The organism is Micromonospora sp. NPDC093244, assembly GCF_040683695.1.
Classification (GTDB): domain Bacteria; phylum Actinomycetota; class Actinomycetes; order Mycobacteriales; family Micromonosporaceae; genus Micromonospora.
Window position 1 is genome coordinate 1,514,778 of the sequence record NZ_JBFBEO010000001.1, and the last position, 24,610, is coordinate 1,539,387.

Sequence of the window (24,610 nt, forward strand, 5' to 3'; positions counted from 1 at the left end):
TCGATAGGGTGGCCGTCGTGCCGGAACTCGTGACCATCACAGCGGACAATGTCGAGGCCGCGTGCCAGCTGGCCGTCCGACCGGACCAGGAGAGGTTCGTGTCCCCTGTCGCCTGGTCCCTCGCGGAGGCGTACGCGCAGCCGGAGGTCGCCTGGCCCCGTCTGATCGTCGAGGGCGACGAGATCGTCGGCTTCCTGATGGGCTTCTTCGACATCGTCTGGGACCCGGCCCGCCCGGACGACAGGCGCTCGGGTCTGTGGCGGCTGAACATCGCCGCGGACCACCAGGGTCGAGGGTACGGGCGCTTCGCGGTGCGGGCCGTCGACGCCGAGGCGCGGGCACGGGGACACGACCGCGTGTACACGACGTGGGAACCGGGGCCGGACGGTCCTGAGGGTTTCTACCTGAAGCTCGGGTTCCGCCCGACCGGGGAGACCAGCGGTGGCCAGACCGTGGGAGTGCGACGACTGACCGAGTGATCAGCCGGGCGGCGCGGCCTGCGTACGATGCGGGGTCGAGTTTTCCTCGTCGCGGCGGAGGTAGCGGTAGATGGCAGCCCAGCACGAGGGTTTCGCCCTCGGCGTCGACCTCGGTACGTCCAACACGGTCGCGGTGCTGCGCTGGCCGGACGGGCGGACCCGTCCGCTGCTGATGGACGGTCAGCCGGTCAGTCCGTCCGCCGTGTACGCCGACCCGGACGGCACCCTGCACGTCGGCTGGGACGCGCGACGGTTGGCGCTCACCGATCCGGCCCGGCTCGAACCGAACCCGAAACGTCGGGTCGACGAGCCGACCGTGCCGCTGGGTGACCGCTCGTACCCGCCGGCGGATCTTCTCGCCGCGGTGCTCGCGGCGGTGGCGCGGGCCGCGGTCGGCGCCGTCGGTTTCCTGCCGCCGGCCGTGTTGACCTGCCCGGCCGCCTGGGACTCGGCGCGGCGGCAGGTGCTCGCGGACGCGCTGCTGCGGGCGGGCTGGCCGCAGATCGCCGAGCACACCATGGCCGGGCCGACCCCGCCGGGCACCCGGTTGCTGCGCGAGCCGGTGGCCGCGGCCCGCTACTACACGCAGGTGCTGCACCGGCCGGTGCCGGTCGGCGGCGCGATCGCGGTGTTCGACTTCGGCGGCGGGACGCTCGACGTCGCGGTGCTGCGCAACGAGGGCGCCGACCCGTGGGGTGACTCCGGGTTCAGCGTGGTCGCCGACGGCGGGCTGCCCGATCTGGGCGGCCTGGACCTCGACGCCGCGCTGGTGCGGCGGGTCGGGGAACTGGTCGGTGAACGGTACGCCGCGCAGTGGGCCCGGCTGGTCGAGCCGGCGGACGCGGCGCAGCGCCGCGACCAGGTCCGGCTGTGGGACGAGGTACGGGGTGCGAAGGAGACGCTGTCCCGTTCGATGGTGGCGCCGGTCGCGGTGCCGGGGGTGCCCGACGCGGTGCAGCTGACCCGGTCCGACGTGGAGCGCGTCGCCACACCGTTGCTGCGCCGGGCTGTGGACCGCGCCCGGGAGGTGACCGCCGCCGCCGGGCTGCGTCCGGACCAGCTCGCCGGGTTGTTCCTGGTCGGTGGTTCGTCGCGGATCCCGCTCGTGGCCCGGATGCTGCACACCGAGCTGGGGGTGGCGCCGACGGTGCTGGACCAGCCGGAGCTGCCGGTGGCCGAGGGCGCGCTCACCGATCTACCCCTGCGTCCGGCGCAGCCCGCGTACGCCGGACCGCCCGTCGCCGCGCCACCGCCCGCTCCGGTGCCCGGCACGCCGCCCGGGCCGCCGTGGCCGGGTTCGCCTCCACCGGCGGCTGCGCCGGCGGGCGGTGGGCCGCCTTGGCGGCGCGCGCGGTGGATGGTGCCCGCGGCGGTGCTCGCCCTCGCCGCCGTGGTGACCGCGACGACGCTGTACCTCACCCGGGACCGCTACCCGGGCCTGGAGTTCGGGCCGCTGCGCGAGCTGTCCCGCCCGGCGGCCGGCAGCGAGCGGCCGGACGCCATGTGGACGGCGGTGCTCGGCGACCGGGCGTACCTCGGCCACCCGCTGCCCGACGACCGGCTGGAGGTGGTGGCCGTCGACGCCGGCACCGGCGACGAGCTGTGGCGCAGGGCGACCGACGTCACCGCCGGCGACTGGAAGGCACTTGTCGCCCTGCCCGGCGCGGTCGCGGTCCTCGCCGACGCCCCGGGCGACAGCACTCCCCGGCCGCTTGCCGTCCTCGACGGCCGTTCGGGCGCCCAGCGCTGGCAGCGGTCGGTCCGGGGCGACGACGACATCTTCTTCTCCGACGACACGGCGGTGCTTGTCGACCGGGCCGCCAACCGGCTGGTCGGTCTGCGTCTGCGCGACGGCGACGAGGCGTGGACCACGCTCAGTCCCACCGACCAGTACGGCGGCGTCCGTACCGTCGTGCGACAGGTCGGCACCGACGAGGCGGCCGGCGGCCCGGCGTTCCTCGACGGCGCGCCCCGCGACCCGTGGGCGGGCAAGGGACGCCGACTCGTGCAGGTCGGCGCGGACCGCTCGGTGCGGCTGCTCGACATGGCCTCCGGTGCCGTCCTGCGCCAGTGGGGCAGCGTCGCCGACCTCGACGACCTGGTGGTGGCCCACGAGGACCGCATGTACGTGGCCGCGAACGACACCGGGTACCAGTTGCTGTCGTACGACCTGGGCTCCGACGCCGAGCCGGTGGTCCTCTTCCGGTCCGGGGACGACGAGTACCGCCCGAAGGAGTTGGTGGCCTGCGGCGAGCGGCGGGTGTGCCTGGTGCAGGTGCCGGGCGGTCAGGCCGAGCGGACCGAGGTGGTGGCGGCGACCGAGGGTGAGCGTGCGATTCGCTGGTCCGCCCCGGGCGTGACAGGCGTGATCCCGCTGGGTGAGCGGCTGCTCGCCCAGCGGGAGTACCCGAAGCCCGCAGTGACCATCTTCGACGCCGCCGGCAAGCCCGTGCTGCGCGACAGGGGTGGCGTGGCGGCCCGACTCGACGCCGGCAACCTGCTGGTGTTCGCCACGGCCCCCAGCACCGTCGCGGACAACCGGGTGCTGGCCGGCGTGTGGGCCGGGTCCGGCGACGTCGACGAGCTGGGTGAACTCCAGGACGTCCGCAGCGCGTCGTGCTCGTGGAACACCCGGGTCATCGCCTGCGGCGCGGACAAGGACTTCGTGCTGTACCGCTTCGCCGACGAGTGACCGGGCGGGGTCAGGCTCGGACGATCGACGTGCCGTCGACAGTGATCGGGATCTCGGTGAGCCCCCGGGTCGCGGGGCCGCCGAGGCGGGCGCCGTCGGCTACCGCGAAGGTGGAGTTGTGCGCCGGGCAGGTGATCACCCCGTCGCTTGGCGCGCCGACCCGTACGCCCTGGTGCGGGCAGGTCGTGTCGTACGCCCTGAACGTGCCGGCCTCCGGTTGCACGACCAGGACGCCGCTGCTCACCGTTCCTCCGCCCACCGGTACGTCGGCGGTGCGGGCCAGCACGGTTCCGGGAGTGGCGGCCGCCTGACCGGTCGGGCCGTCACCGGCGCCGCAGGCGCTGAGCAGCCCGGCGGCGCCGACCGCGCCGGCCCCGGTGAGCAGGGCCCGCCGACTCAGGCACCAGCGGTTGTCGCGGAGGAAGTCCTGCCCGTCGTACACAGTCGTCGCCTCTCTCGTCGCGGCCCGGGCCGCCGTCGCCCGGGCTCGCCGGACCAGCCTGCCCCACCGCCCTGAACGCGCGATGCGAGCGGGCTGGACGGTGCCTGGGTGCGCGCGGCGGGCGGCCCGTACGATGCTCCGGTGATTCTTCGGGGTACGGTCCGCGCCGATCGTCCGCTGGTGGTGCTCGCCGTGGGGGAGGAGGCCCGCTACCTCCCACCGGATCTGCCGGTGCTGCTCACCGGCATGGGCAAGGTCAACGCCGCCAGCGCGGTGTCGGCGGTGCTGGCCGCCGGGCCGCGCCCCAGCCTGCTGCTCAACCTGGGTACGGCCGGTGCGCTGCGCCCCGGGTGGGCGGGCATCCACGAGGTCGCCACCGTGCTCCAGCACGACCTGGACACGGCCCTGCTGCGCACGCTCACCGGCGAGACCTGCGGGGCGCCGCTCACGCTGGCCGCCGAGGGGGCCGTGCTGGCCACCGGCGACACGTTCGTGGCCGACGACGACGCGCGGGACCGGCTGGCCGAGCGCGCCGACCTGGTCGACATGGAGGGGTACGCGGTGGCGTGGGCCGCCGCGCAGGCAGGCGTGCCCTGCCGGCTGGTCAAGCAGGTGAGCGACGAGGCGGGCGACGGCGCCGCCCGGACCTGGAAGGAGTCGGTGGACGCGTGCGCCCGGGACCTCGCCGACTGGGCCGCTAGACACGTCGCCTGACCGTCGCGGTCAGCCGGCGGGCCGGGGTCCGAGGCCTCGCCTGGTCTCCCGACGGTCGCTGCGGGGGACCAGGACGTGCGCGGCCAGGGCGAAAGCGACGATCGCGGTGACGAGTACCGGTGGCCAGCCACCGGCCCAGGGCAGCAGCAGCAGGGGCAACAGTTGCCAGGCCATTCGTCCCCACGGCACGCGGCCGGACAGCAGGTAGGCGAACAGTGCCCGACCGAGCACGAACACCAGCGGCCCGCCGATGATCAACATCAGCCACCGCGCCGGGGTCGACCCGGTCGGACGGTCGACGACCAGGTCGACGGAGGCCGCCGTGACGGCCACGCCGACCAGCAGCACCAGATGGGTGTACGGGGCGATCCGCGTGGACCGGCCGGGCACCGACGCGGCGGCGGTCTCCAGCAGCTCGCCGGCACGGTAGACGTAGATCTGCCAGAGCAGCAGCATGATGACGAACGCGCAGAGCAGGGCGGTGATCCGGAGACTGTCGAATTCGCTGCGGCTGAGTTCCAGGGTGGGCACCAGGATGATGTCGCCGAGGGCCAGGATGACGAACTGCTGGTACCGCTCGCCGAGGTGTGCGGTGGTCCGGTCGTACTGGTCCAGGGGCACCCGGCCCAGCCACGGCGTGGGGTAGCGCGCCGCCGCGGAGAGCAGGTCGATAGCGATCGCGATGGTCCAGATCCACCAACGGTCGGCGTCGGTAGCCGCGCCGATGATCCAGAGGACGCCGGACACCAGGAACCAGAACAGGAACCGGGTGGCTCGCGCCATGGCCGATCGGTGGTGCTGCCGGTACAACGTGCCGACCAGGACGACGCCGCGCACCACGTGGGTGCCGACGTAGGCGAGCGCGAAGGTCGCCGCCTGCCCTGGGGTGATCATCGGCAGTGCGGCGGCCATCCCGACCGATCCGACCATGGCGACCATGAGGATCAGCTGGATGGGGCGCTGCTGCGGGTCGTAGAACTCGGTGGTGGTGGAGGTGACCGACCAGGTCCACCAGATGGCGACGAGCATCAGCGCCACCGACCCGCTGCGGGGCCACGACATGTCGTCGGCGAGGAGCTTGGAGGTCTGCGCGAGCGCGGCCACGAAGACCACGTCGAAGAGCAGCTCCAGCAGCGTCGCCCGGGTCGAGCCGTCCAGGCGGCGTACCAGCGCCGGGGTACCTCTGGTGGTCATGCCCGGCCTCCCGCCGCGTCCTCCGGAATTATCGGCGGCGTCGGCGGCACCCGTCCGAGGATCGGCGATTCCCGCAGGTGCGACGCCGGCGCGAGGTTGCCACGGCGCCGGCCTCGGGGCGATGCTTGCTGCATCCACATATCTCGATCTCTGCGGAGGTTCGGATGCGCCGCTCCCCGCTCGTCGCCCTCGCCCTGACCGTCCTCGTCCTCGTCGCGCCCGGCACCGCGCAGGCCGGCGTCCCCGACCGGTCCACCGCCGAGCCCGCCCTCGTGCTGGCCGCGGTCCGTACGGCGGGCACCGCCTGGGGCCTCGACCCGGCCACCGGCCGGATGACCCTCACCGTCGACGACACCGTCGCCCCCGCCGACCGGGCGGCCCTGCGGGCGGCGGCCGACCGGGCCGGCGCGCTGCTGCGCCACGAACCCGGAACGCTGCGGACCCTGATCGCCGCCGGCCAGGGCATCTACGGCAGCGGCAGGCGTTGCTCGCTCGGCGCGAACGTGCGCAGCGGCAGCACCTACTACGTGATCACCGCCGGGCACTGCACCGCCGCCGTCAGCTCCTGGTACGCCGACAGCGCGCAGACCACCGTGCTCGGCACCCACACCGGCACCAGCTTCCCGAGCAACGACTACGGGCTGATCCGCTACACCGGCCGCATCGCCCATCCCAGCGCCGTCTACACCTATCCCGGACTGCTCACGATCTACGGCGCCGGCAACGCGTACGTGGGTCAGGCGGTGTGCCGCAGCGGCGTCACGACCGGGGTGCGCTGCGGCACCGTCACCGGGCTCAACCAGACGGTCAACTACGCCGAGGGCGCGGTCTACGGCCTGATCCGCACCAACATCTGCGCCGAACCGGGAGACAGCGGCGGCCCGCTGTACGTGGCGTCCACCGGCACCATCATCGGCATCCTCTCCGGTGGCAGCGGCAACTGCACCTCCGGCGGCACCAGCTACTACCAGCCGATAACGGAGGTGCTCGCCGCGTACGGGCTGACCCTGCCCTGATCCCCGCGGGACGCCTTGCCCGCCGCGCGCGGCACGTCCTAGGCTCGGTGGCGCCCCGGCCCCCTGCCCGTGAGGACGTGCGCCCCCATGCCATCGGACCTTCGGCCCGACCGTCCGAGTGGCCCGGCCAGCCCGGTGTCGGTCGAGGTGGCGGCGGTGGGGGAGACAATGGTGGTGCTCTGCCCCGCCCCCGGTGTGCCACTTCAGGACGCCGAACGGGTCGCCGTCTCGGTCGGCGGCGCGGAGTCCAACGTGGCCGGTTACCTGGCCCGGCTCGGGCACCTGGCGACCTGGGTGAGCCGGGTCGGCGACGACCCGTTCGGCAGGGCCGTCGTCCGGCACGTCGCCGCCGCCGGCGTACGCGTGGACTCCGTACGGGTCGACCCGGGTGCCCCCACCGGTCTGTACGTGAAGGACCCAGGCCCGGCCGGCACCGCCGTGCACTACTACCGGGCCGGTTCGGCGGCCTCCCGGATGGACACCGGCACGCTCGCCGACCCCCTGCTGGCCGGCGCCCGGGTGCTGCACCTGACCGGGATCACCCCGGCGCTCTCGGCCACCTGCCGGGCACTGACCGAGCACGCGGTGACCGACCGACCGCTGCCGGGCGCGCTTGTCAGCTTCGACGTCAACCACCGGGCCCGCCTCTGGCCGGTCGACGAGGCCGCGCCGGTGCTGCGTGACCTCGCCGACCGCAGCGACCTCGTCTTCGTCGGCCAGGACGAGGCGTACGCCCTGTGGGACACCGCCGACCCGACGGCCGTACGCCGGCTGCTGCCCGGCCCGGGGACAGTGGTGGTCAAGGACGGCGCGGTGGGCGCCACCGCGCTGTGCCGTGACGCCGAGCCGGTCTTCGTGCCGGCACCCCGGGTGAACGTGGTGGAGCCGGTCGGGGCCGGGGACGCGTTCGCCGGTGGCTACCTGGCCGGGCTGCTGCGCGGCCTCGACCTGACGGGGCGGCTGCGCCTCGGTCATCTCGTCGCCGCGCAGGCGTTGGGCAGCATCGGCGACAACGTCCCGCTGCCGCAGTGGTCGTGGTTCGAGCGCCTGCTCGACGCCCCCGACGACGCCTGGTCACCTCTGGATCTGACCTCGGATGGAGTGGACCATGACTACAACGGACTTTGAGCAGATCTTCGGCGGCGCTCGGGTGATGGCGATCCTGCGCGGCCTGCCGGTGGCCGAGACCGTCCGGCTCGCCGTACGCGCCTGGGATCTCGGCATCGACGTGGTGGAGGTCCCGGTGGCCACTGCCGACGCGGTGCCGGCGCTGCGCGCCGCGGTCGAGGCCGGTGCCGAGCGTGGCCGGATCGTCGGGGCCGGCACGGTCCTCGACGGTGGGCAGGTCGCGGCGGCGGCCGACGCGGGGGCCGCGTTCACCGTGGCACCCGGTCTCGACCTCGCCGTCGCGGACGCCGCAGCCGCGCGCGGCCTACCGCACCTTCCCGGTGTGGCCACCCCGACCGAGGCGCAGCAGGCGCTGCGGCACGGCCTCACCTGGCTCAAGGCGTTCCCGGCGATCTCCCTCGGGCCGGCCTGGTTCCGGGCGATCGCCGGCCCCCTGCCGCAGTTGCGCTTCGTCGCCACCGGCGGCCTCGACGCGGGCAACGCCGCCGCGTTCCTCGACGCTGGCGTACGGGTGGCGGCCGTGGGCTCGGCCCTGTCCGACCCCACCCAGCTCGACGCGCTGGCCAAGCTGGCGACGCACCCGCGCTGAGCCGCCGACCGCGCCGTTCCGGCCGGCGGCGGTCCGGTGCGGTCAGCCGGTGGTCGCCGGCCGGTCGAGGAAGAGCAGCCGGGCGCGTTTCTCCGGCAGGTCGATCAGCGGTCCGGTCCGGAACCCGGCGCGCAGGAACCGGTTGACGGCGCGGTCGTTGCGGGCGTCGGGTTCCATCACGACCCGCAGCCGGTCCGTGTCGGCGAGGACGAAGTCGAGGATCGCGCCGAACAGCGTGCCGGTGAAGCCGTGCTCGACCGCCACCGGCGGCCCGATGAGCAGGTGCACGCCGATGTCGCCGGGGCGTACGTCGTAGCAGTCGCCGACCGGGTCGGCCTCGGGCTGGTAGGTCTGCGCCAGCGCGACCGGTACGCCGTCGCGGTGCACCAGGTACGCGTGGTGGGTGTCTAGCGAGTCGAGGTACGCGTAGATTTCCCGCACCCGCTCGCGGCTGGCGTCCCGCATCCCCCAGAATCGGGCCCGCTCCTGGGTGACCCAGGCGTGCAGCAGGTCCACGTCCTCGTCCGGCCGCACGGGGCGGATGGTGACCACACCGAATCCGTCGACGTCGCGCCGGTGGTGGTGTCGATCAGTGATCATGCGTCTCCTCCACGAGGTGATCCCAGTCGGTGACGACCGGCAGCAGTTCGCCGGCCAGCCAGGCGTCGCTCTGGTCGTCGTGGTGCGGGTCGTCGGGCACCCCGCAGGCGCCCAGCGGGACCACCCAGCGGCTGTCCTCGCGCCGCGCCAGGTCCCAGACGAACCGGGCGGCCGGCCCCCGGAAGCACCTGTGGGTGACCCCGGGCACGCTCGAGGTGGCGAGTACGCAGTCGTGGTCGCCGTCGAGCCCGGGCCCCGGGCCGGCCTGCGGGTCGGGCAGCGCCCGCCACGGCGCCAGCCGGTGCAGGTCCCCCCAGCGCGTGGACCCGTCCGCCGTGCCGGCGACCTCCGCGAGAGCCGCGCCGACAAGCGCGGCGATGTCCACGTCGGGCAGCCGGGTGCCGTCGAGCAGATGCTCCAGCGCGTAGCCGACCCGCGGCGTCAGCGCCAGCCACGGCGCGAACACCTCCGGGTACGCGGGCGGCTCCGCCACCGCCGCGAGGGCCGGGTGGGCGGCGATCCGGCGTACGACAGCCGCGCGCAGCGTGGCGAAGTCGGCGGCGTCGGTGCTGTCGGCGGCCATCCGGCGGTCCCAGCGCAGCAGCCGGTCGCGCAGCGCGGTGGCGTCCGGGTCGAGCCCGGTCAGTCCGGCGAGCACCGCCAGCAGTGGGCCGGCCGAGGCCAGGTGCGTGTCGGTGTGCACGGTTGCCATCCGGTCGGCAGTCCAGTCCCCGTCGGCGGCGAGCAACTCGGCGATCCGGCGCGCGCGGTGCGGCGGCGCGAACTCGACGCCGAGCGGCGCCGACAGGCCGCGTTCGTTCGCCATCACCGCCTGCCCGGTCACCTCGGCGCGGGGCATCGGCGCGTACCAGCCCTGCCAGGCGTGCCGCTCCTCCCAGGCGGGGACCACCCGGCGGCCGTTGTCCGGATGCCGTACCGGCACCGCTCCCGCCACCCGGTGCAGCAGCCCACCGGCGGTGTCCGCCGCCTGCACCACGTTGACCGGCTCGACCCAGTGCCGCAGCGCCCGGTCCACATCGGCCACCGTACGGGCGCGCAGCAGCTCCGGCAGGGCGGCGAAGCCCAGTTCGGCGCGGACCCGTGGCGGGTAGCGCAGGCTCAGCGCGGTGGGCTCGTCCGGCCCGCCGGCGATCACCGGACCCCTGTCGGTCTCCAGCACCTCCACCTCGACCGGCGATGCCCCGGCAACCTCGACCGTCTCGACGTGCCGGTGCGCCGGCCGCCAGCCGTCCGGGCCGAGCGCCCGTACGCCGGGGCCGTCGCGGCGCAGCCGCTCGGCGTACACGTCCTGGTAGTCGGCCATCGCGTTGGTGATCGCCCACGCCACCGCGCCGGTGTGGCCGAAGTGGGCGATGCCCGGCACTCCCGGCACCGCCAGGCCGACCACGTCGTACTCCGGGCAGGCCAGCCGGATCTGCTGGTAGACGCCCGGGTCCTCGATGAACCGGTGCGGGTCGCCGGCGAGAAGCGCCGCGCCGGTGCCGGTGCGTCCGGCGGCGAGCAGCCAGCCGTTGCTGCCGGCCACGGCCGGCCCGTCGGTGGCGAACATCTCCGTCGCGTCCGGGCCGAGCCGCTGCGCCACGTACGTCCGCCAGAGCTTGCCCGGGAACCCGGCGAACATGATGTGGTGGCCCAGCCAGACCGCGAGCGGCGTCCACGGCTCCCACCGGCCCGGTGCCAGCCCGGTGGCGGCGAACTCCGGCGCCCGGGCGGCCCCGGCGGCCAGGCCGGCGTTCACCCCTGCCGCGTACGCGCCCACCCACTCGGCGGTCGCCGTGTCCAGGGCGGCGTGGCAGCGGCGGGCGGTGTCGTCGAGGCGTACCTGCCGGGCGAACAGGTCCCAGGCGAGCGCGTCGGGGCCGAGGAAGGCGGCGCTGGTGCCCTGCGACCTGTGCCGTTCCACCTCGATCTGCCACGCCCGGTCGTACGCGGTCACCCGGCCCTGCTCGGCCGCAAGGGTCAGCGCGTCGTCGGCGCGCAGGTGCGGCACGCCCCACCGGTCGCGGAACCGGCGCGTGCTCACGCCGGCTCGGTGGCTCGGCGGCGGGCGGCGGGGACGACGAGGGGTGTGCCGGTCTCCGGGTCGTCGATCACCCGGCAGGGCAGCCCGAACACCTCGTGGACCAGGTCGGCGGTGACCACCGTCGCCGGGTCGCCGGCGGCCACCACCCGGCCGTCGCGCATGGCGATGAGGTGGGTGGCGTAGCGGGCCGCGTGGTTCAGGTCGTGCAGCACCGCGACGAGGGTGCGGCCCTGCTCCTCGTGCAGTCGGGCGCAGAGGTCCAGGATCTCGATCTGGTGGGCGATGTCCAGGTAGGTGGTCGGCTCGTCGAGCAGCAGCAGCGGGGTCTGCTGGGCCAGCGCCATGGCCAGCCACACCCGCTGCCGCTGCCCACCGGACAACTCGTCGACGAGCCGGTCGGCGAGGTCGTCGACCCCTGTTGCGGCCATCGACTCCTGGACCACCCGCTCGTCCTCGCGGGACCACTGCCGCAGCAGCCCCTGGTGGGGGTAGCGGCCCCGGGCGACCAGCTCGGCGACGCTGATGCCGTCCGGCGCGATCGACGACTGCGGCAGCAGGCCGAGGGTACGGGCCACGGTGCGGGCGGACTGGTCGTGGATGTCCCGCCCGTCCAGCAGCACCGCGCCGGCGTTCGGGCGCAGCATCCGCGACAGCGCGCGCAGCAGCGTCGACTTGCCGCACGCGTTCGGACCGATGATCACCGTGAACGACTGGTCCGGAATGGCAACTGTCAGGTTCTCGGCGATGACGCGCCTGTCGTAGGCGAGCGTCAGCGCGGTGCCGCCGAGCCGGGTGCTGCCGGGGTGCATCTGTGCTCCTTCGAGGGGATCGCGGGTGGTCACAGTCGACCCGCCCGCCGTTCGACGGCCAGCAGCCAGACCAGGTAGCCGCCGCCGATCACTCCGGTCACGACGCCGACCGGGAGTTGGTGCCCGGTGAACGCGCGTTGGGCCAGCAGGTCGGCGCCGACCAGCAACGCCGCGCCGACCGCCATCGACGGCAGCAGGTTGGGGCCGGGTGCCCGGGTCAGCCGTTTGGTGACGTGCGGCGCCACGAGCGCCACGAACGACACCGGCCCGGCGGCGGCCGCCGCGAACGACACGAGCAGCACCGCCGAGGCGAGCAGCACCAGACGCAGCCGGACGACCGGTACGCCGAGGGCGCTCGCGGTGTCGTCACCCAGTTCCATCATCCGCAGCGCCGCCGCGCAGCCGACCAGGACAACAGGCGCCAGCACGGCCGTGACGGCGAGCAGCGGGCCGGCGTTGGCCCAGCCGCGCCCATCCAGGCTGCCGGTGAGCCAGAGTACGGCGCGAGCGGCGTCCATCAGTGGCGCCCGGGTCAGCAGGTAGCCGTTGACGCCGGTGAGGATCGCGGCGACGCCGATACCGACGAGGATGAGCCGGTAGCCGTGCACGCCGCGTCGCCAGGCGAGCGCGTAGATCACCAGGCCGGTGGCGAGCCCACCGACGACCGCCGCGCCCGCGAGGGCGAGGCTGCTGCCGCCGAGGACGACGACCACCAGCGCGCCTGTCGACGCGCCCTGGGTGAAGCCGAGGATGTCGGGGCTGCCCAGCGGGTTGCGGACGAGGGACTGGAAGATCGTGCCGGCCAACGCCAGCGCCGCGCCGACCAGCAGGGCGGTGACCAGCCGGGGCAGCCGCAGTTCGGTCACGATGAACTGCTCCGCCGGGCTGCCGCCGCCGGTCAGGGTGCGCAGCACGTCGGCCGGGCCGATCGGGTAGTCGCCGCTGCCGATGGCGACCAGGCCGAGCCCGGCCGCGAGCAGGGTTGCGCCTGCGCCGACGGCCAGCGCCCGGGGGCGGAACCGCACTGACAAACCGCCTGGGGTACGGAGAACGCTCACGGGTGTGCCACCCGCGATCGGCTGACCAGCCAGAGGAAGAGCGGGCCGCCGAGCACGGCTGTCACCATGCCGACCTGGAGCTCACCGGGGCGGCCCAGCACCCGGCCGAGCACGTCCGCGCCGAGCAGCAGCGCCGGCGCGAGCACCGCGCAGTAGGGCAGCAGCCAGCGCAGGTCGGGACCGGTCAGGGCGCGTACGAGGTGCGGCACCAGCAGTCCGACGAACACGATCGGGCCGCAGGCGGCGGTGGCCGCGCCGCAGAGCAGGGTGACCGCGACGATCACGGCGGCGCGGATCAGCGCCGGTCGGGCACCCAGGGCGCGTGCCGTGTCGTCGCCGAGCGCGAGGGCGTTCAGCGGTCGCGCGGCGGCCAGGGCCACCAGCAGGCCGGCCAGGATGAACGGCGCGACCCGGGTCACCGTCGCCGCGTCCGCGCTGGCCAGCGAGCCGACCGTCCAGAACCGCAGCCGGTCCAGCGAGGCGGCGTCGAGCAGCATGACCGCGCTCACGAACGAGTAGAGGGTGGCGTTCAGGGCCGCCCCGGCCAGTGCGAGGCGGGCGGGGGTGGCGCCGCGTCCGCCGCCCACGGCGTAGACCAGGGCGGTGACCACGGCCGCGCCGAGCAGCGCGAACCAGACGTACCCGCCGATGGCGGTGACGCCCAGGAAGGCGGCGGCGGTGGCGACGGCGGCGGACGCGCCGGCGTTGATGCCGAGCAGCCCGGGGTCGGCCAGGGGGTTGCGGGTGAGGGCCTGCATCACCGCGCCGGCCACGCCGAGCGCCGTGCCGGCGAGGAGCCCGAGCAGGGTACGCGGCAGGCGCATCCGGTGCACCACCGCGTACTCGGTGGCGTCGCGGTCCAGCAGACCGGACCAGACGTCGGCGAGCGGTAGCGACTTCGCGCCGACCGCGATGCTGAGCAGCAGGATCACGCCGAGCAGCGCCACGGCGCCGAGGAGCCCGGCGGCGCGGGCCGCCCGGCGCCGCACCGGGGGAGGGGCCGTGGACCTCGTCGGCACGGGTGGTGCCGCTCTGGTGACGGTGGGTGTGGCGTCCAGTGTGGGCTCCGGGGTGTGGCGACACGGCGTACCGCTGTTGACAATGACCGAGGTTAGGCTAACCTAACCCCGCTGTCCTGGTCGACCCCGACCCTCCCTTGATCGAAAGACGACACCATGCCCGATGCACTGTCCTCCCGTCGCCTCTCTCGTCGTGGCCTGCTGGCCGCTGGCGGCGCCGCCACGCTTGCCGCCCTGCTCGCCGGCTGCGGTAAGGACGATGCCGCCAAACCCGCCACCAGCAACGGCGGTGGCCCCTGGTCGTTCACCGACGACCGCGGCAAGAAGATCGAGGCAGCGGCCCGCCCGGCCCGGGTGGTGGCCTTCACCGGCGTGGCGGCGGCTCTTGTCGATTTCGGTCTCGACAAGCAGCTCGTCGGCGTGTTCGGCGAGACCAAGCGCACCGACGGGACCGTCGACCCGCAGGCGGGGGACCTGAACGTCGAAGCCGTGGAGATCATCGGCAACGTGTGGGGCGAGTTCAGCCTGGAGAAGTACGCGGCGCTGCGCCCCGAGCTGCTGGTCACCCACATGTACGACCCGGATGCCCTCTGGTACGTGCCGGACGAGAGCAAGGACAAGATCCTGCCGCTCGCGCCGAGCGTGGCCGTCACCACCGCCCGGGTGCCGATGACCAAGCCGATCGAGCGGTACGCCGCGCTTGCCGAGTCGCTCGGCGCGGACCTCTCGGCGAAGAAGGTCACCGACGCGAAGACCCGCTTCGACGCCGCCGCCGAGGCGGTCCGCCAGGCGGTCAAGGCCAACCCCGGCATCAAGGTGATGGCCTGCTCCGGCAGCCCCGACCTGTTCTACGTCTCCAACCCGAAGGTCAGCACCGACCTCATGTACTTCGCCGAGCTGGGCGTGGACATCGTCGTTCCGACCAAGCTCGAAGCCGGCGACTACTTCGAGGCGCTGAGCTGGGAGAACACCGGCAAGTTCCCGGCCGACCTGATCCTGCTGGACAACCGCAGCACGGCGCTTCAGCCCAAGGACCTCGCCGCCAAGCCGACCTGGCAGCAACTGCCGGCGGTCAAGGCCAACCAGGTCACCCCGTGGGACGCGGTGCCCCGCTTCTCGTACGCCGGTGCCGCGCCGTTGCTGGAGAACCTCGCCACCGCCATCCGGAACGCGAAGAAGGTCAGCTGACGCCCGGAGTGAACTCCGCCGCCGGTCATCGGCGGCACGGAGTCGCTGCGGTGGCCGCCTGAGCAGCGACCCCATCGACGGCAGCACGACCCCCGGCGCGACAACGCGCCGGGGGTGGGTTCCGGCTGCCCATCGCCGAGAACGTGGAGGACATCCGTGACCGTGCCGACGTACCCCGTCGAGACCACCGCGCCGCCACCGGCGCCGGCGACCGCCCCGGCTGCGCAGCTGCTGAACCAGGGCTCCGTCGAGCAGTACCGACAGGCGATCGCCGCCGGCGTCGACCGGGTCGCCCGCCGGGTGGCCGACGTGGACCGTCCCGGCACCGGCGTGACACCCGCCGACCTGGCGCCGCTTGTCGACAGTGTCGACCTGGACCGACCGCTCGGTGAGGCCGGCGCCGCCCTGGACGAGCTGGAGGACGTCTACCTGCGCGACGCCGTCTGGTTCCACCACCCCCGTTACCTCGCCCACCTCAACTGCCCGGTGGTCATCCCGGCGCTGCTCGGCGAGGCAGTGCTCACCGCGGTCAACTCCTCCCTGGACACCTGGGACCAGAGCGCCGGAGCCACCCTCATCGAGCGCCGGCTGATCGACTGGACCGCCCGACGGATCGGCCTCGGCCCGGACGCCGACGGGGTGTTCACAAGCGGCGGCAGCCAGTCCAACCTCCAGGCGCTGCTGCTGGCCCGGGAGGAGGCGTGCGTCGACGCCCTCGCCCCGGCGGCCCGCGCCGAGCTGCTGCCCCGGCTGCGGGTGCTCACCTCGGCGGCCGGTCACTTCAGCGTGCAGAAGTCCGCCAAGCTGCTCGGGCTCTCCCCGGACGCGGTGATCGCCCTCCCCACCGACGCCGGGCGGCGGATCCGCCCCAGCGCGGTCCGCGAGGAGATCGCCAGGTGCCGGCAGGCCGGGCTGGTGGTGATGGCCGTCGTCGGCACCGCCGGCACCACCGACTTCGGCTCCATCGACCCGCTCGCCGAGCTGGCCGGGATCTGCGCGGCGGCCGGCGTGTGGCTGCACGTGGACGCCGCGTACGGCTGCGGTCTGCTCGTCTCGCCGACGCGCCGGCACCTGCTCGACGGCATCGAGCGGGCCGACTCGGTGACCGTCGACTACCACAAGTCGTTCTTCCAGCCGGTCAGCTCCAGCGCGCTGCTGGTCCGCGACCGGCGGGTGCTGCGGCACGCCACCTACCACGCCGACTACCTCAACCCGGCGCGGATGGTGGAGCAGCGCATCCCCAACCAGGTCGACAAGAGCCTGCAGACCACCCGCCGCTTCGACGCGCTCAAGCTCTGGCTGACGCTGCGGGTGATGGGCCCGGACGCGCTCGGCACGCTCTTCGACGAGGTGGTCGACCGGGCCGCCGACGCGTGGCGGCTGGTCGACGAGGACCCCCGCTTCGAGGTGGTCACCCGCTCACAGTTGAGCACAGTGGTGTTCCGCTACCTGCCCACCGGCCCGGGCCGCGACCTGGCCGACGCCGCCAACCTGCACGCCCGCGAGGCCCTGGCGGCGTCCGGCCTCGCCGTGGTCGCCGGCACCCGCGTGGACGGCAGGCACTTTCTCAAGTTCACCCTGCTCAACCCCGCCACGACAGTCGACGACATCGGCCACGTGCTGGACCTGATCGCCGGCCACGCCGGGCGGTACGTGCGCGACCACGTCGCGGCCGACCTGACCTGCCCCGTCGGCTGACCCCGAACCCGCGCCTGGAGAAGAAGATGTCCACCCACGACTTCGTCGCCATCGGCCTCGGCCCGTACAACCTGGGTCTGGCCTGCCTCACCGCGCCGATCGACGAGCTTGACGGCGTGTTCCTGGAGGCCCGCCCGAGCCTCGCCTGGCACCCCGGCATGCTGCTGGAGTCGGCCCGGTTGCAGACCCCGTTCATCGCCGACCTGGTCAGCCTCGCCGACCCGACCTCGCCGTACTCGTTCCTCAACTACCTCAAGGAGATCGGCCGGCTCTACCCGTTCTACATCCGGGAGAGCTTCTACCCGCTGCGCAGCGAGTACGACGCGTACTGCCGGTGGGCGGCGGCGAAGGTGCCGAACCTGCGCTTCGGTCAGACGGTGACCACAGTGGAGTTCGACGCGGCCGACGACAGGTACGTGGTACGGGCCAGCACCGGCGAGTCCGAGAGCGTCGAGTACCGGGCCCGGCACCTGGTGCTCGGCACCGGCACCCCGCCGCACCTGCCCGACGCCGTCGCCGGCCTGCCCGGCGACGCCGTGCACAACTCGCGCTACCTGGAACACCGGGACGCGCTGCGCACCAGGCGGAGCATCACGGTGGTCGGCAGCGGGCAGAGCGCCGCCGAGATCTACCACGACCTGCTCGGGGACATCGACAGGTACGGCTACCAGCTGAACTGGGTGACCCGCTCGCCGCGGTTCTTCCCGCTCGAATACACGAAGCTGACGCTGGAGATGACCTCACCGGACTACGTGGACTACTTCCACGCGCTGCCCGAGGTGACCCGTTACCGGCTGGAGGCCGAACAGAAGGGCCTGTTCAAGGGGATCAACGCGGACCTGATCAACGACATCTTCGACCAGCTCTACGCGCACAGTGTCAACGGGCCGGTGAACACGCGGCTGCTCACCAACACCGAGCTGGTCGGCGCCGAGCACCGGGACGGCGCGTACGCGCTGCGCCTGCGTCAGGTGGAGCAGGAACGCGACTTCACCCTGCGGACCGAGGGACTGGTGCTGGCCACCGGCTACCGCTACCGGGTGCCGGAGTTCCTCGCACCGGTGGCCGACCGGATCCGCTGGGACTCCCACGGCCGCTTCGATGTGGCCCGCAACTACAGCATCGACCACGACGGGCGGGGGATCTTCCTGCAGAACGCGGGCACCCACACGCACAGCATCACCTCGCCGGATCTGGGCATGGGCGCGTACCGCAACTCCTGGATCATCCGTGAGCTGCTCGGCCGGGAGCACTACCCGATCGAGAAGAGCATCACCTTCCAGGAGTTCGGGGTGACGTCGTGACGGGCGTCTTCACCCGCGTCGACGACCGGCTCGGCGAGTTCGCGCTGCGAACGCTCGACCCGGACGCCGACGCCGCGCTGCTGCACGGCTGGGTGACCCACCCGAAGGCGTCGTTTTGGCTCATGCAGGACGCCGACGAGGCCGAGGTGGCGAAGGAGTACCGGCGGATCGCCGCGCACCCGCACCACGACGCGTACCTGGGCCTGTGGCGGGGGAGTCCGGCGTTCCTGGCGGAGCGCTACGACCCGGCGTACGTCGAGCTGGTCGGCCGGTACGACCACCAGCCCGGCGACGTGGGCATGCACTTCCTCTGCGCGCCCGTCGACACTCCGGTGCACGGCTTCACCCGCGCGGTGCTCACCACTGTCATGGCGTGGCTCTTCGCCGACCCCGCCACGGCGCGGGTGGTGGTCGAGCCCGACGTGCGCAACACCGCCGTGCACGCGTTGAACGCCGCCGTCGGCTTCGAGGTCGTCGGCCCGATCGCCAAGCCCGAGAAGGACGCCCTGCTCAGCGTCTGCACCCGCGCCCAGTTCCACGCCGCCCTCACAAACCTCGAAGGAGCCCAGGCGTGACCGTCACCGCCGTCCCGACCCCCGCCGTCGCCGACCCGGTCGGGCATCTCACCCCGCGGCGCTGGGCCCGGGCGAACCGGCTGCTGGTCCGCAAGGCGCTCGCCGAGTTCACCCACGAACGGCTGCTCGCCCCGGAGCCGGTCCCGGGCGACGACGACCGGCAGTGGTACGAGGTCCGCAGCGACGACGGCGCGGTCACCTACCGGTTCGCGGCCCGGGTGCTGGCCCTGGCGCACTGGCAGATCGACGCGGACAGCATCACCAGGCACCGCGACGGCGTGTCGCTGCCGCTGGACGCGGTGGACCTGATCGTCGAGCTGCGCGGCTCCCTCGGGCTCTCCGCGCGGGTGCTGCCGGTCTACCTGGAGGAGATCACCTCCACCCTCGCCGGCACCGCGTACAAGCTGGCGCGGTCCGCGTCGAGCGCCGCCGAGCTGGCCGGCGCGGACTTCCAGACCATCGAGACGTCGATGACCGAGGGGCATCCCTGCTTCGTGGCCAACAACGGCCGGCTCGGCTTCGGCGTCGACGAGTACCACAGGTACGCCCCGGAGGCCGCCGAGGCGGTACGGCTGGAGTGGCTGGCCGCGCACCGGGACCACTCGACGTTCAGCAGTGCCGCCGACCTCGACTACGACACGCTCATCGAGAGCGAACTGGACGCGGAGACCAGGGCCCGGTTCGCGGCCACGATGGCAGGCCTCGGCCTGGATCTGGCCGACTACCACCTGATCCCGGCGCACCCGTGGCAGTGGTGGAACAAGCTGGCCGTCACCTTCGCCGGTGAGCTGGCCGAGCGTCGGCTCGTGCACCTCGGCCCCGGCCCGGACGCGTACCTCGCGCAGCAGTCCATCCGCACCTTCTTCAACGTCACCGAGCCGCGCCGGCACTACGTGAAGACCGCGTTGTCGGTGCTGAACATGGGCTTCATGCGGGGGCTGTCCGCCGCGTACATGGCCGCCACGCCCGCCATCAACGACTGGCTGGCCGACCTGATCGCCGGTGACGAGGTGCTGACCGGAACCGGGTTGACGGTCATCCGGGAGCGGGCGGCGGTCGGCTACCGGCACCGGCAGTACGAGGCGGCCACCGAGCGCACCTCCCCGTACCGCAAGATGCTTGCCGCCCTGTGGCGCGAGAGCCCGGTGCCCGACCTGGCGCCGGGGGAGCGGCTGTCCACCATGGCCGCGCTGCTGCACGTGGACCACGACGGCGGTTCGCTGGCGGCGGCCCTGATCGACAGGTCCGGGCTGCCGGCCGAGGTGTGGCTGCGCCGTTACCTGGACGCGTACCTGACCCCGCTGCTGCACAGCTTCTACGCCCACGACCTGGCCTTCATGCCGCACGGCGAGAACGTCATCCTGGTCCTCGACGAGCGGGACACGGTCGTACGGGTGATCTTCAAGGACATCGCCGAGGAGATCGCGGTGATGAGCGCCGACGTCGAGCTGCCGGAGGCGGTGCAGCGGATCCGTGTCGACGTGCCCGACGACACGAAGCTGCTGAGCATCTTCACCGACGTGGTGGACTGCTTCCTGCGGCACCTCAACGCGGTGCTTGTCGAGGCCGGCGTGCTCGGCGAGGACGACTTCTGGCGTACGGTCGCCGCCTGCGCGGCCGACTACTTCGACCGGGTGCCGCACCTGGCGGACCGGGTCCGGCACTACGACCTGTTCGCGCCGGAGTTCACGCTCTCCTGCCTGAACCGGCTCCAGTTGCGCGACAACCAGCAGATGGTCGATCTGGCCGACCCGTCGGCCTCGCTCCAGTTCGTCGGCACCCTGACCAATCCGCTGGCCGCGTACGCCCCGACCGTCAGGTGACAGGGCCGGCGGCAGCGGGTGAGATGGGGGTATGGGCTTCCTGCGTACCGCGAGTCTGTTCGCCGCCACCCTGACCACCGGTCTAACCGCCGGCCTGTTCACCGCGTTCGCCTACGCGGTGATGCCCGGTCTCGGTCGCGCCGACGACCGGACACTCGTGCTCGCCATGCGGCGGATCAACGAGTCCATCCTGAACGGATGGTTCGCGCTCTGTTTCGGGGGCGCGCTGGTGTTCACGCTGCTGGCGGCGGGGCTGCACCTGGGTGACGGGCAGCGGGCGGTGCTGCCGTGGATCGTGGCCGGGCTGGTGTCGTACCTGGTGGTCCTCGGCCTCACGGCGGTCGTCAACGTGCCGCTCAACAACGCGTTGGCCCGGGCCGGCGACGCCGACCCGGCCGCGGCGCGGGCCGGCTTCGAGCGACGGTGGGTACGCGCCAACGTCGTGCGCGCCGTCGCCTCGACGGCCGCGTTCGGGCTGCTCGCCTGGGCGTTTGTGGAGGCCGGCCGACAGTCGCACTGAGGTGCGCTGTTATCGATAACATCCATCCGGCAAAATCACCACCTTGAATGCCTGGGGTCTCTGGCCGTAACATGCCGGACACGATGTGAACGCTAACGTTCGCCTCGAACCGTCCCGCCGAGCCCGCCTCGCCCGGCTGTGCTGCCCGTGGAGGTTCCATGTCCCCCCTGCCCATCAGCCGGCGCCGTGTGCTGCAAGCCGCCGGTGCCACAGCAGTCATGTCCGCGACCGGAGCGACGGTGCTCGGCCCGAGCCCGGCCTCGGCGGCCGTGGTCCCGCCGGTCCGCGCGGACATCGGTGTCTCGGCGTACCCCTTCGACCCGGGTGAGGTACGGCTCACCACCGGCCGGTGGATGGACAACCAGAACCGGACCCTGAGCTACCTGCGCTTCGTCGACGTCGACCGGCTGCTCTACAACTTCCGGGCCAACCACCGGCTGTCCACGAACGGCGCCGCCACCAACGGAGGCTGGGACGCGCCGAACTTTCCGTTCCGCACCCACATGCAGGGGCACTTCCTGAGCGCCTGGGCGTACGCGTACGCGGTGCTCGGCGACACCACCTGCCGGGACAAGGCGAACTACATGGTGGCCGAGCTGGCCAAGTGCCAGGCCAACAACGCGGCGGCCGGGTTCGGCACCGGCTACCTCTCCGGCTTCCCGGAGTCCGACTTCACCGCGCTCGAGGCGCGGACGCTGTCAAACGGCAACGTGCCGTACTACTGCATCCACAAGACCCTCGCCGGGCTGCTCGACGTCTGGCGTCACACCGGCAGCACGCAGGCTCGCGACGTGCTCCTGCGGCTCGCCGGCTGGGTGGACACCCGCACGTCCCGACTGAGTTCCAGCCAGATGCAGTCCATGCTGGGCACCGAGTTCGGTGGCATGAACGACGTGCTGACCGACATCTACCAGCAGACCGGCGACGCCCGGTGGCTCGCCACCGCGCAGCGGTTCGACCACGCCGCCGTGTTCAATCCCCTGGCGGCGAACCAGGACCAGCTCTCCGGCCTGCACGCCAACACCCAGGTGCCCAAGTGGATCGGCGCCGCCCGCGAGTTCAAGGCCACCGGGACGACCCGCTACCGGGACATCGCCAGCAACGCGTGGAACATCACCGTGGGCGCGCACACCTATGTCATCGGCGGCAACAGCCAGGCCGAGCACTTCCGGGCGCCCAACGCCATCGCCGGGTACCTCAGCAACGACACCTGCGAGCAGTGCAACACCTTCAACATGCTCAAGCTGACCCGGGAGCTGTGGCTGCTCGACCCGAACCGGACCGACTACTTCGACTTCTACGAGCGCGCACTGATCAACCATCTGATCGGCGGTCAGAACCCGGCCGACAGCCACGGTCACATCACCTACTTCACCCCGCTGCGCCCGGGTGGGCGGCGGGGCGTGGGTCCGGCCTGGGGCGGCGGCACCTGGAGTACGGACTACAACTCGTTCTGGTGCTGTCAGGGCACCGGCCTGGAGATCAACACGAGGTTGATGGACTCCATCTACTTCCGCAACGGCACCACGCTGACCGTGAACCTGTTCGCGCCGTCGGTGCTGACCTGGTCGGAGCGCGGCATCACTGTCACGCAGAGCACCAGCTACCCGGTAAGCGACACCAGCACCCTCACCCTGTCCGGCACGATGAGCGGCTCGTGGAGTGTCCGGGTCCGCATCCCGGCGTGGACGAGTGGCGCGACGGTGAGCGTCAACGGTGTCGTGCAGACCGTCACCACCACCCCGGGCAGTTATGCCACGATCACCCGGACCTGGGCGTCCGGCGACACCATCACTGTGCGCCTGCCGATGCGGGTCGTGACGCAGCCCGCCAATGACAACCCTGGCGTCGCGGCCGTCACGTACGGCCCGACTGTGCTGTGCGGCAACTACGGCAACACGTCGCTGAGCGCGCTCCCGTCGCTGAACGTCTCGTCGATCGCCCGGACCAGCACCAGCACGTTGGCGTTCACCGCCACGGCGAACGGCTCCACTGTGAACCTCGCGCCGTTCTACGACGCCCACGGCTACAACTACACCGTCTACTGGAGTGTCAGCGGCAGCAGCGGTGGCGCCAGCCACCGACTGGTGAACGTGGGCACCGGCCTGGTGCTCGGCATCCAGAACATGTCTACCGCCGACGGCGGGCTGGCCGTGCAGTGGGGTGACAGTGGCACCGCCGACCACAACTGGGTAGTGGTGACCGACGGCGCTGCGGTCAGGTTCCGCAACGTCAACAGCGGGAAGGTCCTCGGGGTGGAGAACATGTCCACCGCCGACAACGCCCGCGTCCTGCAGTGGGCGGACAACGGCACCGCCGACCACAGGTGGACGCTTGTGGACAACGGCGACGGCACCTACCGGATCCGCAACGTCAACAGCGGCAAGCTGCTCGGCATCCTGAACGGCTCCACCGCGTGGGGCGCGCAGGCCGTCCAGGATCCGGACAACGGCAGCGCGGACAACAGGTGGAGGCTCGTGCCGAACGCCTAGGGCGCAGCGGCTCCGGCCTGGCTCAGCTGACCGTCCCCGCGCTGCGGAAGGCGCGGGCCAGCTGAGCCAGGTCGAAGCCCTCGAAGTGCGCGAGGAACCGCCTGCGGATGGCGGCCAGGTGGCTGGGCCAGGACTCCTCGAGGCGGGCGAAGCCGGCGTTGGTGAGGACGGCGTTCCAGCCGCGGGCGTCCTGCTCGCACCGCTCCCGCTTCACCAGGCCCTGCTTCTCCAGCCGGATGATCGTGCGGGTCATGCCGCTGAGCGAGAGGTGGCAGAGCGCGGCCAGCTCGTGCATGCGCATCCGCCGGTCCGGCGCCTCGGAGAGGTTCATCAGGGCGATGTACTCGGTGAGCGGCAGTCGCCGGTCACTGATCATGTCGCCGTCGATCGTGCGGGGCAGCACGTGCATCACCTGGCCGAGGGCGCGTACCAGTGCCTCTTCGTCAGGTGTGAGCGGTTTGGGACGCTCTGGGGGAGTGCTGACCATGCGCCTCAGCGTAGTTGCTTGATCTGTCAAATGCCCACTCTCGGTGTGGGGACAACCACATCAGAGCTATTTGCTTGACCAAGCAATGACCCGCTAGCGTCGGCGCGTCCGCCAGAACCACTCCTGAAAGGCGCCACCATGATCAGGATCGGCATCATCCTCGGCAGCACCCGCCCCGGGCGCAACGGCGAGGCTGTCGCCCGCTGGGTCCTCGAGGTCGCCAAGCAGCGCTCCGACGCGGAGTACGAGCTGATCGACCTGCTGGACTACCAGCTGCCGCACCTCGACGAGGCGTACCCGCCGTCGATGGGCCAGTACACCAAGCCGCACACGCTCAAGTGGGCCGAGACGATCGCCTCGTACGACGGGTTCGTCATGGTGACCCCCGAGTACAACCACTCCACCTCGGGCGCCCTGAAGAACGCCATCGACTTCCTCTACGGCGAGTGGAACAACAAGGCCGTCGGGTTCGTCAGCTACGGCTCGGTGGGCGGGGCGCGTGCCGTCGAGCACCTGCGCCTGATCGCCGGGGAGCTCCAGATGGCCGACGTGCGGTCCCAGGTCGCCCTGTCGCTCTTCACCGACTTCGAGAACTTCAGCGTCTTCAAGCCCAACACGTTCCACGAGGACGCGCTGAACACCACACTCGACCAGGTGGTCGCCTGGAGCGGCGCGCTCGCTCCGCTGCGCAAGCGCTGACCCGAGCGGATCCGGAGCCGGTCGCGGGAATCCCTCCCGT

22 protein-coding genes are annotated in these 24,610 nt (G+C 72.6%); 14 read left to right on the forward strand and 8 right to left on the reverse strand.

Going from position 1 to position 24,610, the window contains the following annotated elements; genetic code table 11:
- Window positions 1–17 precede the first annotated feature (17 nt).
- Both AB0N27_RS06670 and AB0N27_RS06675 read left to right on the forward strand, forming a co-directional pair.
- Entirely contained in the window at window positions 18–479 is a 462-nt protein-coding gene (locus AB0N27_RS06670) for a GNAT family N-acetyltransferase (RefSeq protein ID WP_364364196.1), read from the forward strand.
- Window positions 480–549: 70 nt separating this feature from the next.
- A complete protein-coding gene (locus tag AB0N27_RS06675) occupies window positions 550–3,171 on the forward strand; it encodes an Hsp70 family protein (RefSeq protein ID WP_364364199.1) in 2,622 nt (873 codons plus the stop codon).
- Between the two features lie 10 nt (window positions 3,172–3,181).
- Here AB0N27_RS06675 and AB0N27_RS06680 read toward each other — a convergent pair whose 3' ends face one another.
- Window positions 3,182–3,613: a Rieske (2Fe-2S) protein gene (locus AB0N27_RS06680; protein ID WP_364364202.1), complete on the reverse strand. Its 432-nt coding sequence runs from the start codon at window positions 3,611–3,613 to the stop codon at window positions 3,182–3,184.
- Between the two features lie 141 nt (window positions 3,614–3,754).
- Here AB0N27_RS06680 and AB0N27_RS06685 point away from each other — a divergent pair, with 141 nt between their 5' ends.
- The gene (locus tag AB0N27_RS06685) at window positions 3,755–4,327 is read left to right on the forward strand and encodes a nucleosidase (RefSeq protein WP_364364205.1); all 573 of its coding nucleotides are present in this window, start codon (window positions 3,755–3,757) and stop codon (window positions 4,325–4,327) included.
- Between the two features lie 9 nt (window positions 4,328–4,336).
- Here the strand turns inward: AB0N27_RS06685 and AB0N27_RS06690 are convergent, their stop codons facing one another.
- Window positions 4,337–5,521, reverse strand: a complete 1,185-nt coding sequence (locus tag AB0N27_RS06690; RefSeq protein ID WP_364364208.1) for a low temperature requirement protein A — start codon at window positions 5,519–5,521, stop codon at window positions 4,337–4,339.
- A 164-nt stretch (window positions 5,522–5,685) separates the two neighbouring features.
- On the opposite strand from AB0N27_RS06690, the gene AB0N27_RS06695 reads away from it, so the two are divergent.
- The 3 genes from AB0N27_RS06695 (at window position 5,686) to AB0N27_RS06705 (ending at window position 8,254) form a co-directional block, all read left to right on the forward strand.
- Window positions 5,686–6,537 (forward strand): S1 family peptidase, encoded by an 852-nt coding sequence (locus AB0N27_RS06695; RefSeq protein WP_364364211.1) that lies wholly within the window; start codon window positions 5,686–5,688, stop codon window positions 6,535–6,537.
- 87 nt (window positions 6,538–6,624) lie between these two features.
- Window positions 6,625–7,665, forward strand: coding sequence for a sugar kinase (locus AB0N27_RS06700; protein WP_364364214.1), 1,041 nt, complete (start codon window positions 6,625–6,627; stop codon window positions 7,663–7,665).
- Window positions 7,646–8,254 (forward strand): bifunctional 4-hydroxy-2-oxoglutarate aldolase/2-dehydro-3-deoxy-phosphogluconate aldolase, encoded by a 609-nt coding sequence (locus AB0N27_RS06705; RefSeq protein WP_364364217.1) that lies wholly within the window; start codon window positions 7,646–7,648, stop codon window positions 8,252–8,254. Before AB0N27_RS06700 ends, AB0N27_RS06705 begins: the two co-directional genes overlap by 20 nt.
- Window positions 8,255–8,296: 42 nt before the next feature.
- Here AB0N27_RS06705 and AB0N27_RS06710 read toward each other — a convergent pair whose 3' ends face one another.
- The 5 genes from AB0N27_RS06710 to AB0N27_RS06730 are packed head-to-tail and all read right to left on the reverse strand — an operon-like array spanning window position 8,297 to window position 13,784.
- Window positions 8,297–8,854, reverse strand: coding sequence for a GNAT family N-acetyltransferase (locus tag AB0N27_RS06710; protein WP_364364219.1), 558 nt, complete (start codon window positions 8,852–8,854; stop codon window positions 8,297–8,299).
- Complete coding sequence (locus tag AB0N27_RS06715; protein WP_364364222.1) at window positions 8,844–10,898, reverse strand: penicillin acylase family protein; 2,055 nt, start codon at window positions 10,896–10,898, stop codon at window positions 8,844–8,846. The genes AB0N27_RS06710 and AB0N27_RS06715 overlap by 11 nt, the downstream gene beginning before the upstream one ends.
- Window positions 10,895–11,707: an ABC transporter ATP-binding protein gene (locus AB0N27_RS06720; protein ID WP_364364225.1), complete on the reverse strand. Its 813-nt coding sequence runs from the start codon at window positions 11,705–11,707 to the stop codon at window positions 10,895–10,897. The genes AB0N27_RS06715 and AB0N27_RS06720 overlap by 4 nt, the downstream gene beginning before the upstream one ends.
- 29 nt (window positions 11,708–11,736) lie before the next feature.
- A complete protein-coding gene (locus AB0N27_RS06725) occupies window positions 11,737–12,765 on the reverse strand; it encodes an iron chelate uptake ABC transporter family permease subunit (RefSeq protein ID WP_364364227.1) in 1,029 nt (342 codons plus the stop codon).
- The gene (locus tag AB0N27_RS06730) at window positions 12,762–13,784 is read right to left on the reverse strand and encodes an iron chelate uptake ABC transporter family permease subunit (protein WP_364364230.1); all 1,023 of its coding nucleotides are present in this window, start codon (window positions 13,782–13,784) and stop codon (window positions 12,762–12,764) included. Before AB0N27_RS06730 ends, AB0N27_RS06725 begins: the two co-directional genes overlap by 4 nt.
- A 156-nt stretch (window positions 13,785–13,940) precedes the next feature.
- Between AB0N27_RS06730 and AB0N27_RS06735 the strand changes: the two genes are divergently transcribed.
- The 7 genes from AB0N27_RS06735 (at window position 13,941) to AB0N27_RS06765 (ending at window position 23,384) form a co-directional block, all read left to right on the forward strand.
- On the forward strand, window positions 13,941–14,972 hold the full coding sequence (locus tag AB0N27_RS06735; RefSeq protein WP_364364234.1) for an ABC transporter substrate-binding protein: 1,032 nt from the start codon (window positions 13,941–13,943) through the stop codon (window positions 14,970–14,972).
- Window positions 14,973–15,134: 162 nt separating this feature from the next.
- Window positions 15,135–16,670 (forward strand): aspartate aminotransferase family protein, encoded by a 1,536-nt coding sequence (locus tag AB0N27_RS06740; RefSeq protein ID WP_364366101.1) that lies wholly within the window; start codon window positions 15,135–15,137, stop codon window positions 16,668–16,670.
- Window positions 16,671–16,696: 26 nt separating this feature from the next.
- On the forward strand, window positions 16,697–17,974 hold the full coding sequence (locus AB0N27_RS06745) for a SidA/IucD/PvdA family monooxygenase (protein WP_364364237.1): 1,278 nt from the start codon (window positions 16,697–16,699) through the stop codon (window positions 17,972–17,974).
- Window positions 17,971–18,549, forward strand: a complete 579-nt coding sequence (locus AB0N27_RS06750; RefSeq protein WP_364364240.1) for a GNAT family N-acetyltransferase — start codon at window positions 17,971–17,973, stop codon at window positions 18,547–18,549. The genes AB0N27_RS06745 and AB0N27_RS06750 overlap by 4 nt, the downstream gene beginning before the upstream one ends.
- Window positions 18,546–20,372, forward strand: coding sequence for an IucA/IucC family siderophore biosynthesis protein (locus AB0N27_RS06755; RefSeq protein WP_364364243.1), 1,827 nt, complete (start codon window positions 18,546–18,548; stop codon window positions 20,370–20,372). Before AB0N27_RS06750 ends, AB0N27_RS06755 begins: the two co-directional genes overlap by 4 nt.
- A gap of 31 nt (window positions 20,373–20,403) precedes the next feature.
- Window positions 20,404–20,892 carry an anthrone oxygenase family protein gene (locus AB0N27_RS06760; protein ID WP_364364246.1) on the forward strand — a complete coding sequence of 163 codons (489 nt, stop codon included), beginning with the start codon at window positions 20,404–20,406 and terminating at the stop codon, window positions 20,890–20,892.
- A gap of 158 nt (window positions 20,893–21,050) precedes the next feature.
- The gene (locus tag AB0N27_RS06765; protein ID WP_364364249.1) at window positions 21,051–23,384 is read left to right on the forward strand and encodes a beta-L-arabinofuranosidase domain-containing protein; all 2,334 of its coding nucleotides are present in this window, start codon (window positions 21,051–21,053) and stop codon (window positions 23,382–23,384) included.
- A 22-nt stretch (window positions 23,385–23,406) separates the two neighbouring features.
- Here AB0N27_RS06765 and AB0N27_RS06770 read toward each other — a convergent pair whose 3' ends face one another.
- Window positions 23,407–23,871 (reverse strand): MarR family transcriptional regulator, encoded by a 465-nt coding sequence (locus AB0N27_RS06770; RefSeq protein WP_364364252.1) that lies wholly within the window; start codon window positions 23,869–23,871, stop codon window positions 23,407–23,409.
- A gap of 138 nt (window positions 23,872–24,009) precedes the next feature.
- Between AB0N27_RS06770 and AB0N27_RS06775 the strand changes: the two genes are divergently transcribed.
- A complete protein-coding gene (locus AB0N27_RS06775; protein ID WP_364364255.1) occupies window positions 24,010–24,570 on the forward strand; it encodes an NAD(P)H-dependent oxidoreductase in 561 nt (186 codons plus the stop codon).
- Window positions 24,571–24,610 lie beyond the last annotated feature (40 nt).

Bases quoted from the DNA above. Each gene is read 5' to 3' on its own strand.
- AB0N27_RS06675 (WP_364364199.1), top strand. From the start codon at position 550: ATGGCAGCCCAGCACGAGGGTTTCGCCCTCGGCGTCGACCTCGGTACG.
- AB0N27_RS06690 (WP_364364208.1), bottom strand. From the start codon at position 5,521: ATGACCACCAGAGGTACCCCGGCGCTGGTACGCCGCCTGGACGGCTCG.
- AB0N27_RS06695 (WP_364364211.1), top strand. From the start codon at position 5,686: ATGCGCCGCTCCCCGCTCGTCGCCCTCGCCCTGACCGTCCTCGTCCTC.
- AB0N27_RS06700 (WP_364364214.1), top strand. From the start codon at position 6,625: ATGCCATCGGACCTTCGGCCCGACCGTCCGAGTGGCCCGGCCAGCCCG.
- AB0N27_RS06705 (WP_364364217.1), top strand. From the start codon at position 7,646: ATGACTACAACGGACTTTGAGCAGATCTTCGGCGGCGCTCGGGTGATG.
- AB0N27_RS06710 (WP_364364219.1), bottom strand. From the start codon at position 8,854: ATGATCACTGATCGACACCACCACCGGCGCGACGTCGACGGATTCGGT.
- AB0N27_RS06720 (WP_364364225.1), bottom strand. From the start codon at position 11,707: ATGCACCCCGGCAGCACCCGGCTCGGCGGCACCGCGCTGACGCTCGCC.
- AB0N27_RS06735 (WP_364364234.1), top strand. From the start codon at position 13,941: ATGCCCGATGCACTGTCCTCCCGTCGCCTCTCTCGTCGTGGCCTGCTG.
- AB0N27_RS06745 (WP_364364237.1), top strand. From the start codon at position 16,697: ATGTCCACCCACGACTTCGTCGCCATCGGCCTCGGCCCGTACAACCTG.
- AB0N27_RS06760 (WP_364364246.1), top strand. From the start codon at position 20,404: ATGGGCTTCCTGCGTACCGCGAGTCTGTTCGCCGCCACCCTGACCACC.
- AB0N27_RS06765 (WP_364364249.1), top strand. From the start codon at position 21,051: ATGTCCCCCCTGCCCATCAGCCGGCGCCGTGTGCTGCAAGCCGCCGGT.
- AB0N27_RS06770 (WP_364364252.1), bottom strand. From the start codon at position 23,871: ATGGTCAGCACTCCCCCAGAGCGTCCCAAACCGCTCACACCTGACGAA.
- AB0N27_RS06775 (WP_364364255.1), top strand. From the start codon at position 24,010: ATGATCAGGATCGGCATCATCCTCGGCAGCACCCGCCCCGGGCGCAAC.